This window comes from Halomonas sp. (genome assembly GCF_029263665.1).
Taxonomy (GTDB): Bacteria; Pseudomonadota; Gammaproteobacteria; order Pseudomonadales; family Halomonadaceae; genus Halomonas.
This window is the reverse complement of the sequence record NZ_JAJUFQ010000019.1, coordinates 29,137-41,443: the sequence shown is the minus strand read 5'-3', so window position 1 is coordinate 41,443 and position 12,307 is coordinate 29,137. Positions and strand designations below refer to the sequence as shown.

The 12,307-nt window shown below is 58.7% G+C and carries 13 protein-coding genes; 9 read left to right on the top strand and 4 right to left on the bottom strand.

Annotation, left to right across the window (positions count from 1 at the left end; genetic code table 11):
- Positions 1–135 precede the first annotated feature (135 nt).
- Together Q1K07_RS16440 and Q1K07_RS16435 are read left to right on the top strand one after the other, a co-directional pair.
- Positions 136–1,938, top strand: a complete 1,803-nt coding sequence (locus Q1K07_RS16440) for a molybdopterin cofactor-binding domain-containing protein (RefSeq protein WP_366945089.1) — start codon at positions 136–138, stop codon at positions 1,936–1,938.
- Positions 1,827–2,177, top strand: coding sequence for a molybdopterin cofactor-binding domain-containing protein (locus tag Q1K07_RS16435; protein WP_300313377.1), 351 nt, complete (start codon positions 1,827–1,829; stop codon positions 2,175–2,177). Before Q1K07_RS16440 ends, Q1K07_RS16435 begins: the two co-directional genes overlap by 112 nt.
- 114 nt (positions 2,178–2,291) lie before the next feature.
- On the opposite strand, the gene Q1K07_RS16430 is transcribed toward Q1K07_RS16435, so the two are convergent.
- On the bottom strand, positions 2,292–3,215 hold the full coding sequence (locus tag Q1K07_RS16430; protein WP_300313254.1) for a LysR family transcriptional regulator: 924 nt from the start codon (positions 3,213–3,215) through the stop codon (positions 2,292–2,294).
- Positions 3,216–3,288: 73 nt separating this feature from the next.
- Between Q1K07_RS16430 and Q1K07_RS16425 the strand changes: the two genes are divergently transcribed.
- Both Q1K07_RS16425 and Q1K07_RS16420 read left to right on the top strand, forming a co-directional pair.
- Positions 3,289–4,233, top strand: coding sequence for an MBL fold metallo-hydrolase (locus Q1K07_RS16425; RefSeq protein ID WP_300313253.1), 945 nt, complete (start codon positions 3,289–3,291; stop codon positions 4,231–4,233).
- Positions 4,230–5,258, top strand: coding sequence for an alpha/beta hydrolase (locus Q1K07_RS16420; RefSeq protein WP_300313251.1), 1,029 nt, complete (start codon positions 4,230–4,232; stop codon positions 5,256–5,258). Before Q1K07_RS16425 ends, Q1K07_RS16420 begins: the two co-directional genes overlap by 4 nt.
- Before the next feature lie 103 nt (positions 5,259–5,361).
- Here Q1K07_RS16420 and Q1K07_RS16415 read toward each other — a convergent pair whose 3' ends face one another.
- Positions 5,362–5,772 carry a VOC family protein gene (locus Q1K07_RS16415; protein WP_300313248.1) on the bottom strand — a complete coding sequence of 137 codons (411 nt, stop codon included), beginning with the start codon at positions 5,770–5,772 and terminating at the stop codon, positions 5,362–5,364.
- Between the two features lie 102 nt (positions 5,773–5,874).
- Positions 5,875–6,489, bottom strand: coding sequence for a glutathione S-transferase family protein (locus Q1K07_RS16410; RefSeq protein ID WP_300313245.1), 615 nt, complete (start codon positions 6,487–6,489; stop codon positions 5,875–5,877).
- 149 nt (positions 6,490–6,638) lie between these two features.
- On the opposite strand from Q1K07_RS16410, the gene Q1K07_RS16405 reads away from it, so the two are divergent.
- Complete coding sequence (locus tag Q1K07_RS16405; protein ID WP_300313242.1) at positions 6,639–7,526, top strand: LysR family transcriptional regulator; 888 nt, start codon at positions 6,639–6,641, stop codon at positions 7,524–7,526.
- 104 nt (positions 7,527–7,630) lie between these two features.
- Here Q1K07_RS16405 and Q1K07_RS16400 read toward each other — a convergent pair whose 3' ends face one another.
- Entirely contained in the window at positions 7,631–8,506 is an 876-nt protein-coding gene (locus Q1K07_RS16400) for a LysR family transcriptional regulator (RefSeq protein ID WP_300313239.1), read from the bottom strand.
- Positions 8,507–8,617: 111 nt separating this feature from the next.
- Between Q1K07_RS16400 and Q1K07_RS16395 the strand changes: the two genes are divergently transcribed.
- The 4 genes from Q1K07_RS16395 (at position 8,618) to Q1K07_RS16380 (ending at position 12,295) form a co-directional block, all read left to right on the top strand.
- Positions 8,618–9,337 carry an SDR family oxidoreductase gene (locus Q1K07_RS16395; RefSeq protein WP_300313236.1) on the top strand — a complete coding sequence of 240 codons (720 nt, stop codon included), beginning with the start codon at positions 8,618–8,620 and terminating at the stop codon, positions 9,335–9,337.
- Between the two features lie 10 nt (positions 9,338–9,347).
- Complete coding sequence (locus Q1K07_RS16390) at positions 9,348–9,788, top strand: Atu4866 domain-containing protein (RefSeq protein ID WP_300313233.1); 441 nt, start codon at positions 9,348–9,350, stop codon at positions 9,786–9,788.
- Positions 9,785–10,357, top strand: coding sequence for a nuclear transport factor 2 family protein (locus tag Q1K07_RS16385; RefSeq protein WP_300313230.1), 573 nt, complete (start codon positions 9,785–9,787; stop codon positions 10,355–10,357). The genes Q1K07_RS16390 and Q1K07_RS16385 overlap by 4 nt, the downstream gene beginning before the upstream one ends.
- A 258-nt stretch (positions 10,358–10,615) precedes the next feature.
- Complete coding sequence (locus tag Q1K07_RS16380; protein WP_300313227.1) at positions 10,616–12,295, top strand: carbon starvation protein A; 1,680 nt, start codon at positions 10,616–10,618, stop codon at positions 12,293–12,295.
- Positions 12,296–12,307 lie beyond the last annotated feature (12 nt).

Here is a 12,307-nt window from a genome sequence, read left to right as displayed (position 1 = left end):
AGAACGATGAAACCGCATCATTTCTCCCTCAGCCGTAGATCCTTTCTGGGCAGCACTCTAGCCGTGGCTGGAGCCGCCCTCGTTGTTCCCCTTCGTCTACCAATGGCCTGGGCACAGCAGGAGGAAGGGTCTGGCATGTCGCTAGCCTTCGTCCGCATTGATACGAGTGGTCAGGTGACCTTCCTGCTCCCCACCTGCGAAATGGGACAGGGCACCCACACTGGCCAGGCCCAGATTCTTGCTGAGGAGCTTGGCACCGACTGGTCCAGCATCATTGTCGACATGCCGAAGCAACCGGTGGCCGCCTACAGGGTTCCGGTGATGGGGCAGATGCGCTCCGTGGGCTCGTTCGGCATCCGGTATTGGCATGAACCGTTGCGTCTCGCAGCCGCCCAGGCGCGGGAGATGTTGACGCAGGCGGCGGCCGAGCGTCTCGGAGTAATGCCCGCAGCCTTGCATACCGAGGACGGTTTTGTCATTCATGCCGACAGTGGCCAGCGGATTCCCTTCGGTGAGCTGGTGGAAGACGCCATGGCGCTGCCGGTGCCGGAGGAACCGACCCTGCGTCCCGACAGCGAACGAACGTTGACTGGACGCTCGATACCACGCCTCGATACACCGGCGAAGGTGACAGGAAAGGCTGTCTACGGGATTGACGTTGAACGCGACGGGATGCTGTATGGCGCTGTCCGACTCGCCCCGGTCTTTTCTGCCGATGTTGAGTCGATCGACGAGAGTAGTGTCTCTGGCATGCCAGGAGTGATCGAGGTAGTACGAGTGCCGCGCGGTGCGGTGGTCGTCGCTGACTCCTGGTGGCAGGCCAGGCAAGCTGCCGACGCCCTGGACATCACCTTTACCCAGACACCGGCAGACCATCTTTCCACGGATGAGATAGACAGAATGCTTCGCGAGGCGTTGGACCGGCCCGATGTCCCCGTCTCTACCTTGCGCGGAGATTCGGAGGCAGCGCTGTCGACCGATGGCCAGGTCGTCGAGGCCGAGTACTCGGTACCGCTACTCGCCCATGCGTGCATGGAGCCGATCAATTGCACCGCCGAATCCACCAGGGAGCGGACAGAACTGTGGATCGGCACGCAGGGGCACGACGTGCTCAGAATGACACTGGAGAATGCCCTGCAGGTACCGGCAGACCGCCTCTTCATCAACACTACCTGGCTGGGCGGCGGATTCGGCCGCAAGACCCATGGCGAGATCGCGCTGCAGGCGACTCTTGCCAGCCGCGCCGTCGACGGGCGACCGGTCAAGGTCCTCTGGGCGCGCGAGGACGACGTTCAGCAGGGCCAGTACCGCCAGACGATGAGGTGCCGCTTCCAGGCAACCCTGGACGAAGCCGGTAACATCACCGGCATGCGTATCCGACTCGCCGGACCGCAGATGGGCCTTGAATATGGCTTCGATCCGGAGCAGATGGCGCAGGCGACCGGCAACCTCGCGACCTCGATCCCTTCTCGCTTGCTGGCCTGTCGGACATGCGCTACGTCATTCCGAACTTTGCCGTGGAACACGCCGTGGTCGATCTGCCGATCCCGCTTTGCCCCTGGCGTTCGATCGCTCATTCCTTCAACGGCTTCTTCTTCGAAAGCTTCATGGACGAATGCGCTGCGGCAGCGGGTCGCGACCCACTGGAATTTCGCAGAAGCCACTGTGCGGGGCAGGAGCGGATGCTCGCTGTCCTTGACCGAGTGGCCGAGATGTCACGATGGAGCGAGCCAGCTCCCGAGGGCGTTGCGCGCGGCCTGGCAGTGGTCGAGAGCTACGGCTCCTATGTGGCCCAGGTCGTTGAGGCGCAGGCTGATGACGAAGGAATTCACGTCGAGCGGGTCCATGCGGCCATTGACTGCGGGCACGCCATCAATCCGGATCAGGTGGAGGCGCAGATCCAGGGCGCCGTCATCGATGCTCTCAGCGCGGCGCTGAGGCAGAAGGTCACGATCAGAGACGGCCGTGCCGAACAGTCGAACTTCCACGACTATCCGCTACTACGCATCGGGGAGGCGCCGTTGGTGGAGGTGAGCATCGTGGAGATTGGTTCTCCGCTGGGTGGTGTGGGTGAGCCGGGCATCCCCCCGTTCGCGCCTGCGCTGGCCAACGCGCTGTTCGCCGCCTCGCGGCAGCGGATCCGCCACCTGCCGTTGACCGATCACGTCCAGGGTTAGCGCAGGCGAAGACAGACCATCGAGGGCTCATGATGTATCTGGAGCATGCACAGGTTGAATCGGACCAAAAGGTGGCGCCATCATCAACACTTTGTCCTTCCTGTCCAGTGCCATTTACATCCGTCCCAGTATGTCGGCAATCTCATTTCGCAACCATTGCGATGCAGGGTGGTTATCCTCCTGCGCCGTCCACACCAGGGACACGTCGGGTACTGTCAGCGTCATTGGCACCGGGGCCACCTGCAGGCCGAACGCCTTGCCATAACGTCGGGCCATTCGGGTCGGTAGCGTGGCGATCAGTGGTGCGTTTGCGATCATGCCCAGCACGCCAAGGAACTCCGACGAGGTAGCGGCCACGTTGAGTTTGCCACCGACGGCATCGAGTGCCGATTCGAGACAGCCATGCAGACTCTCGCTGAGGCTGACGAGAGCATGCGGCAGGTTCAAGTATTCCTCGAGAGAGATCGTCTCTCCGAGTGCCATCATGTCAGGGTGAAACACGCAACTCAGCGATTGTTCGAACAGCAATTGCTGTCGATAACGCTGGGCCTGGCTGTCGAAGCAGCCGATCGCCAGGTCCAGCACTCGGTCATCCAGCATGCGATAGACATCGCGCTGTTGCACCGGGCGGCCATGGAGTCTCACTCCCGGAGCCTGTTGACGCAGGCGCGAAGCAAGCTCTGGCATCAACAGCAGTTCTACCTCGCTCGAGAACCCCATGCGAAAGATACGCTGGTCATGTGCTGGATCGAATTCCGATGTGTCATGGATGATCGCTTGCATCGCACTCAGTGCCTGCGCTATCGGATTGGCCAATGCTTGAGCCCGCGCTGTCGGTTGCATGGCCGTCCCTACACGCACGAACAGTTCGTCCTGAAACAGGGTTCTTAGCAACGATAGGTTGTGGCTCATGGCCGGCTGGCGAATCTTCAGCCTTTCTGCGGCTCGGGTCACACTGCGCTCGTGCATCATCGCGTCGAAGGCGATCAACAGGTTCAGGTCAAAGTTACGAAGATCGAAGTGATCAATTGGCTGCATTCTTTGAATCGATTTTTCTAATGGGAATGACAGGGATACCCTGGCTGCTGTCATCAGTCAACAGGAAAACCTCATGACGCCTCTGACAACGTTTCGTGTCGGCAATGCCTTGATCACCAAGGTGCCGGAACTTTCCCTGGATACTGTCGAGACCGAGCAGTTATTCCCGCAAGGCGATTCCCAGGCGCTGGCCCGCGCCGCCATGCATTGGGGCGAGCGAAGCTTCGACGCCGATCATGGCTTGCTGCGCCAGAGCATCCACGCCTGGGTGGTCCAGACGCCGACGCACACCGTGTTGATCGATACGGCCACTGGTAATGACAAGCAGCGCCCAACGGCACCGTTGTTCCATCAGCTCGATCAACCCTTTCTGGAACGACTGAAGGCGATCGGTATCTCGCCCGAGAGGGTGGATCTGGTGCTGTTGACCCATATTCATGCCGATCATGTTGGCTGGAACACCACGCTACAGGGTGGGAGGTGGGTAGCGACCTTCCCCAATGCTCGCTATGTCTTTTCCGAACGTGAATACGCGTATAACCGGGCGCTTTCCCAGGAACGCGAGGCGGTAACACCAATCCTGCGGCAGGCAGGGCTTGGTGAGCCGGGGCACGAGCCGATTGGCGGCGTCTTTGAAGATAGTGTCCTGCCTATCGTGGAGGCTGGGCTGGATCAGCGAATCGATATCGACGATACCGAGATTGAGGGCTTCCGCTTCCATTCCACCCCTGGGCACAGCATTGACCATGCCTCCATCTCCTTGACCTCCCAAGGCCAGACGGCGCTGTTTTGGGGCGACATCATGCACCACCCATTGCAGTTCCGATATCCCGAGGTCAACTCGGTGTATTGCGAGTTCGCGCAGGCAGCAAGGCAATCCCGTGACAAGGCCATGCGTCAAGCCGTCGAGCTCGATGCCCTGGTCTTTACCACACACTTCGGCGACAGCTCCGTCGGCAGGGTCAGCCGACATGCACAGGGTTTCGATTGGCAGTTCGTTCAGGGAGTCCAAGCATGAACATTGGTGCCTCGAGGGATGTACTAGGTCGACATGAACCAGGTCGAGATGAACCAGGTCGAGATGAAGTACGTCGCGATACATATCTTATTGACAGTGATACTTCCGGTATCCAGTTGCAGCTACGCCGGAGACGCCGTTCCGATATGCACGAGCCGAGCTCGCGCAACACGCTGCTGCTGATGCACGGTGCCACCTTTCCCAGCGAGAGCCTGTTCGACGTTCCTGTGGATGGTGCTTCGTTCATGGACGTGTTGGCCATGGCCGGATTTGACGTATGGGCAGTAGATGCCCGGGGCTACGGCGGCTCGACCCGACCGAGCGAGATGTCAGCCCCATACGATGCCAACCCGCCACTGACACCGGCTCGGGTCGCAGCGCGAGATCTGGCTTCGGCAGTTGAATACGTGCTTGACGAAAATGCCATCGAGCGCCTCAATCTCGTGGCCATGTCCTGGGGGGGCTCGGTTGCGGGGATCTATGCCAGTCAGCATGGCGAGCACATCGAAAAACTGGTGCTGGTAGCACCGTTATGGCTGTCGAGTCGACCATTGCGCATCGATGCAGGACAGCCGCTGACGGCTTGGCGTTCCGTGCGTGTCGATGCCTTCCGTGAGGCATGGTTGACGGGGGTGCCGACAGAACAGCACGAGGCCCTGTTGCCATCAGGCTGGTTCGAACAGTGGGCTGTAGTGACCAATGCCACCGATCTGGGGGCTCCCGAACCGGGCACCATTCGAGCTCCCGGCGGGGCCATCCAGGATACCCGTGAACATTGGCTTTGCGGTCGTCCACTCTATGACCCGGGTACCATCACCGCTCCGGTACTGCTGGTGCATGCCGAGTGGGACCAGGATGTGCGACTCGACATGATACAGGATCTGTTCTCGCGTCTTGGCAACGCTAGCTATCGACGTTGGGTCGAGATCGGCAGCGGCACTCATATGATCCTGATGGAGCCCGGCCGCTGGCAGGCCTTCGACGCCATCATCGCCTTCTTGCGAGAGCCAGCAAGTGGGATATAGAGGGGGAGAGGGGGGCGCAGATAAGAAATCGCCTTTTTCAGCGACGACTGTTCCTTCAGCCAGCAAACGGAAAAGGAACAGTCGTTGTCCACGGTCCATCACCCTAGTGCACCAATATCTCATTGAATTCCAGGACATTCAGGTCGGGATCACGGATAAAGCAGACGTTACGGCGGCCGTGGCCCATCATGACCGGCCCTTCGCTGATGTCGATGCCTTCGCGCGCCAGCCACTCCACCAATTCGTCCATGTTGTCGACGATAAAGGCGGCGTGCGTGTAGCCGGGCCGTTTGATCGGCGCATCAAGCAGCACGTTGCCTTCCTCGGCGGATTGGCCGTTGTAGATCAAGTGAATTCGCAGACCCGTGGGATGTACCAGCCCACAGGCCTTGGCCTCTGGAGAGAACTCCTCGGGATCGCGCGAGAAGCCCAGCTTGGCGTAAAAGTCCTCTGCTACCGCAAGATCCGTGACGCGGATGCCGACATGATCGAGACGTAGTGTGTCAAAACGCATGTTGATGTCTCCCGATAGGTTGATGGCTCTTGATACGTTGATGGCTCTTGATACGTTGCTGGCTCTTGATAGGTTGATGACTCCTGACAAAAAGAGATCGATTCAGGCTTCGAGACCGGCACGGGTCCGCTGGAAGGGAATAAAGCCGGGGAGACCCTCGATCTGGCGCAGCCAAGCCTGGATTCTTGGATATCCAGACAGGTCGACATTCCCCTCCGGCGCCCGCTCGACATAGCTATACAGTGCGATGTCAGCGATGCTGGGCTCTTGAGTTCCGGCGATCCACTGGTGGTCTGCCAGCGTCCGCTCCATGACAGCGAGTGTGGCGTGCGCGCGCTCGATCACTTCGTCAGCGTTGAAAGGCGCACCAAATACAGTGATGAGCCGAGCGGCGCAGACGCCATAGGCGATTTTTCCCGCTGCAACCGAGAGCCAACGCTGTACCTGGGCCTCCTCGGCCGGGTCCGTGGGTAACCAGTGGGAGGGACCGATTTTCCTCGCGATATAGACAAGGATCGCAAGTGAGTCCGCGATGATGGTGCCGTTATCGTCAAGCACCGGAACCTCGCCGAATGCGTTGAGCGCGAGGAAGTCTGGTTGCTTGTGGGCACCGGCTGGCAGATCGACTTCGATCAGCTCATGGTCGATACCCGTGATGGAGAGAAAAAGGGCGGCGCGGTGCGCATGTCCGGACAGTGGGTAATAGTAGAGCTTCACGGTGATTATCCTCTTGGCAACAATGTCTTCATTCTGTCCCTCGTTCCAAAACGCGACAATCCGTCAAATTTGCATTTCATTATTGCGATTTCTGACAATAATCTTTGAAGGCAGAGGAGAAATAGGGAAATAAAAATAGAGAGAGGGCGATGGACAGGCTGCGAACACTGAGAACTTTCATCTGTGTGGCGGAGCATGCAAGTTTCGCTGAAGCGGGGCGACGGCTGAAGATGTCGCCGACAACGGTGACTCGGACGATTGCGGCGCTGGAAGCGAGTCTTGGCGTTCAGCTTTTGATGCGCACGACACGCAGTGTGCGGCTGACGGAAGAAGGTGCGCTGTTTCTGGAACGGTGTCGGGCAGGCGTTGCCGAGATCGATGCGGCAGTCGACATCGTTCAGGGTGGGCAGTCGACGCCACGCGGAACACTGACGGTAACGGCTCCGGTCATGTTTGGCCGGTTGCACGTTCTGCCTGTGGTGGTCGAGTTGTTACGGCTGTACCCCGATCTTCAGGTCAGGCTTCTGTTGCTGGATCGGGTGGTCCGCCTGGTCGAGGAAGGCATTGATATCGCCATTCGTATCGCTGATCTGCCCGACAGTTCGCTCCACATGCTGCGAGTGGGTCAGGTTCAGCGTGTGTTGAGCGCAAGCCCGGACTACCTTGCGGCTCGTGGCAGGCCGATGTCTCTGTCCGACCTGCGCCATCATGACCTGATTCGAATCGAGGACGAGGCCGGGCCGCATCGTGGGTGGGGGCTCGACGATGCCCGACGTTCCGGGCACCCCGCACGTCTGTCAGTCAATAATGTGGATGCAGCCGTTTCCGCTGCGGTCGCCGGGCTCGGTGTGGTTCGGACGCTGTCTTATCAAATCGCCGATCATGTCGCGGCAGGCCGACTCGAACGACTCCTGACCGATGATGCGGCACCCGCTCTCCCCATTTCATTGCTGTTTCAAAGTGGGCGCAAGAATCACCCGAACGTACGTGCTTTTATTGAAGCCGCGAAGCGTCACTTGCAGGGGATATCGCTGTAGTTGGTAAGAGGGATCTCTACCGTGCCCTATCCTCGACCAGGGGACTCATTCCGAACGGTGGCGAAGATATCTGTCGCGGAGAGCGAATCGAAAACCTCGGTGGCTTATTGCCACTGCCGGACATGATCGATCAGTGCTCGGAGCTTGGGTGACATATTGTGGCGCTGTGGAAAGTAGAGGAAGAAGCCGGGGAATGGCGGCAGGAAGTCCTGCAGCAGTGGAACGAGTTGGCCGGTTTCCACATAGGGCTGGAAGGTATCTTCCGTCGCGAAGGTGATCCCTGCCCCGCACAGCGCGGAACGAAGCATGAAACGCAGGTCATTGGTAGTGATTTGTGGCTCGACAGCGACATCGAAGGGAACTCCGTTTTCTTCGAACTCCCAGCGGTGAGGGGCAACGTTCGGAGCCGGTCGCCAGCCGATACAGCGATGATGCACCAAGTCACGTGGATGTGCTGGAGCTCCATGAGTCGTGAGATAGGAAGGGGCTGCGACCGCCATTTCGCGTTGGTTGCCTGTCAGCGGTACTGCGATCATGTCCTGTTCAATGACTTCTCCCAGCCTGACACCGGCATCGAACCCGGCAGCCACGATGTCGAACTCCTCGTCCGTGACAGTGACGTCTATCGTCACTCTGGGATATGTCTGGGCAAAGCTCGCGATGAGCGGGCCGGACAGGAATCGCTCAGCGATGGAGGTAACGGCTACTCGCAGGAGTCCGCGCGGCTCATCCTCTGCTGCCACTTGATCGAGCGCTGTTGTGATGTCTGATATCGGCTGTGACAGAGCTTCGCGCAGGCGCTCCCCGGCCTCGGTCAGGTGCACTGATCGTGTCGTGCGAATGACGAGAGCCGTACCGAAGGTGTCCTCCAGGCGCCGCACCCCTTGACTGACGGCCGATCGAGTCACGCCAAGCCGATCAGCGGCTGCGCGAAAGTTGTCTTCTTCTGCGACGGCGAGAAACAGCGGCAGAAGGTTCATGTCGATTTTCATTGTCCAGTGCTGCTAACCATTGAGTCCAGTGAGTGATAGATACCGACGACAGGCGTAAAAGTCCACTCTTGTCCACGTCACCCAACAATGGAGTACAGCATGGACAAGGTCATTCTTATTACGGGGGCATCCAGTGGTATCGGCGCAGGAATCGCGCGTGAACTTGGCGGTAGCGGAGCAAAGATCATGCTGGGTGCCCGGCGCGTGGATCGACTCGAGAGCATTGCCGCAGAGATCGAGGCGAGCGGCGGCGAGGTGTTGACTCGCTATCTCGATGTGACGAATCGCGATAGTGTCCGCGCATTTGCCGATGCAGCCCGGGCAGCTTGGGGGCGTGTCGATGTACTCATCAACAACGCAGGCATCATGCCGCTGTCCCTCATGAGTTCGATGAAGACCGACGAGTGGGAGCAGATGGTCGACGTCAACATCAAGGGTGTATTGCATGGTATTGCCGCGGTTCTACCTGAAATGACCGCACGAGAAGCAGGACACATTATCAATATCGCTTCTGTCGGAGCCTTGAGTGTCGTGCCGACGGCGGCTGTCTACTGCGCGACGAAGTATGCCGTACGGGCAATTTCGGACGGGCTGAGGCAGGAAAATGACAAGCTCCGCGTCACTTGTATCCATCCCGGAGTGGTCGAGAGTGAGCTGGCGTCCACGATCACTGACCCGGTTGCCGCCAAGGCCATGATGACATACCGGGCCATTGCCTTGCAGCCGGATGCGATCGCCAGGGCGGTCCGCTATACGATCGAACAGCCAGAGGATGTTGACGTGAACGAGATCGTGGTTCGCCCTACCGCCGCGATGTAGGAGATGGGTCATGTGCACTCATCAATCCAGGTCCGCTTTCCGGTCTATTTTGCCAACGATTGCTGTTGTGCTGGCGCTGGGAATGGCTTCATTTTCTGCCTCTTCTCAGGCTGAAAGGTTTGCTCAGCACTCTGATACAGACGTCTCTCGACAAAGGAGTCTCGCTCAAATGAAACACTATCGGGAACCTATCGAAAGCAATGCACAAAGCCATTCCTATGTCGGCATGTGGGTCACCAAGGATGGTTATATCCGCCATCAGTTGCTTGCCAATGGTCGTTATGTCGAGGCGCGTGGAACGCGAGAAAAGGCCTATCAGGGCCGCTACGAAATCATGGGAAATGATATTGAGTACTGGGACGACACAGGGTTCACCGCCGACGGAACCTTCATCAACGGCGTGCTGCACCATGCAGGAATGATCATGCACCGAGAGGAGACGGAGCAATGAACAGTAGAGCGCTTTTGTTTGTGCACAAGCCTCGTCCACTCTATCGGCTTGCTTTCATCTATGCCGTCGCCTGGGGTATGCCGCTTCTGACTGTGGCACCGGCACTGTCCCAGCCAAGCGGACAGGAAGTGGTTTCCCCGGAAGCGGACAAGCAAGCGGAAGCCGAGCGTAATCGTGACATTGTCCGACGGGCGTTCGAGGCATGGGCCAATGGGGAAAGTGTCTTCAATGACCTTCTCGCAGATGATGTCGTCTGGACAATTCACGGTTCGGATCCGGTCGCGGGTACCTACAACGGCAGGAAGGATTTCGTGTCGCGTGCATCGGCACCGTTGGTGCGTCGGCTCCAGACCCCGGTCGTGCCTGAAGTACACGCGATCTGGGCGGAAGGAGACGTTGTCATCGTGCGCTTCGATGGCAGTGCAACGACAACTTCCGGGGCACCTTACCGCAATGAGTTTGTGTGGATCTTCTGGATGAAAAAGGGCGTGGTGACCCGAGCTGAAGCGTTCCTTGATCTCGCCGCGTACCGTGAAGCCGTCAGCAGCAATGAGCCAAAGGAGGGCTGATAAGTTTGTTGGTCATATTCCAAGGTCCTGCATAGTGCGGCCTACAGGCTTTCATGTCCTACAGCCTTCCCATGTCCTACAACTAGAGGGAGGAGAGACGGAGTTCATTCAGCAAATAAAGGAATGATCTTCCAATAAAGGCAAGATCTGTATGCATCATGATGATAGTTAGCATGACTATAGTTGTACCCCATGGTGACAACACTATCGCTATATTCATGACAGACTGGTCTTGCCACAACAATAATGGAGGGTCGAATGAGCGCCATCGTTCTGCTGGTCCTGGGTCTTGCCGCAATGGCGGCAGGGTACCTGGTGTACTCGAAGTTCATCGCCGAGAAGATCTATCGACTCGATCCCGACTACAAGACACCTGCCCATGAATATGAAGACGGTATCGACTTCGTGCCGACCAACCGCTTTATTCTGTGGGGCCACCATTTCACTTCTGTGGCCGGGGCGGCACCTATCGTCGGACCTGCCATTGCGGTGATCTGGGGCTGGTTGCCAGCCTTTTTGTGGGTGGTGCTAGGCACGATCTTCTTTGCCGGGGTGCATGACTCCGGTGCCATCTGGGCCAGTGTGCGCAATAGGGCCAAGTCGGTGGGGGCATTGACCGGCGATGTGGTAGGAAAGCGTGCCCGTAGCATATTCATGATTGTCATCTTCCTGGTTCTGCTGATGGTCAACGCGGTGTTCGCGGTGGTCATCGCCGGGTTGATGATGAAATTCTCCAGCGCCGTGGTTCCGGTGTGGGGCGCCATTCTGGTAGCCCTGATCATTGGCCAATTGATCTATCGGCGTATTCTCAGCCTGCCTGTCGTCTCGGTGCTGGGGGTCATTGTCCTCTATGCACTGATCTGGGTCGGACCCTCCGTGCCGATTCAGATGCCGACCGAGGTGATGCCTGGCCTTTCCGGCAACGCTACCTGGATTCTGTTGCTGTTCGGTTATGCTGCCATTGCCTCGTTGCTGCCGGTGTGGATGTTGTTGCAGCCCCGTGACTACATCAATGGCCTGCAGTTGTTTATCGGCCTGATTGTGCTCTACGGTGCCGTGGTGCTGCTCAACCCCACTCTGGTGGCGCCAGCCTTCAATACCGACGTACCGCCTGGCACCCCTTCGCTGTTGCCACTGTTGTTCGTGACCATCGCTTGTGGCGCCATTTCGGGCTTCCATGGACTGGTTTCCTCAGGCACCACTTCCAAGCAGTTGAATCGCGAGACGGATGCCCGTTTTGTTGGATATTTCGGTGCGGTGGGCGAGGGCATGCTGGCACTGGCCGCCATTCTGGCTGCAACCGCCGGCTTTGCCTCTGTTGCCGACTGGCAGGCGATGTATACCGCTTTCGGCAGCGGCGGCGTCACGGCCTTTGTCCAAGGTGGAGCTTTCATCATCCACAACGGCCTGGGGATGCCTGAGGCCACGGCAGCGACCTTGCTTACGGTGATGGCAGCACTGTTCGCCGGCACTACCATGGATACTGGCCTGCGTCTGCAGCGCTATATCTTCCAGGAGTGGGGCGAGATATATAACCTGCCGTGGATGAAGAAGGGGGCACCGGCCACTCTGCTGGCTGTGGGCAGTTGCCTGCTGCTGGCCTTTGGGGCTGGTGGCGCTGATGGTTCCGGGGGCATGATCATCTGGCCCTTGTTCGGTACCACCAACCAGTTGCTGGCGGGCCTGACTCTGTTGGTGATCACGGTGATGCTGGTACGTCTGCGGCGGCCTATGTGGTACACCTTGGCACCGCTGTGCTTCCTGTTGGTGATGACCATCGGCGCGCTGCTGCTCCAGCTGCGGACCTTCTACGAGCAGGGCAATATCTTCCTGCTGTTGATGGATATCGTGGTGCTGATTGCCGCCATCTTGGTGGCCATGGAATGCGCTGCGGCACTCAAGCGCTCCCGTGCAGAGGTGGCCGCCGAGCAGGACTGAGCGGGAGGTAGC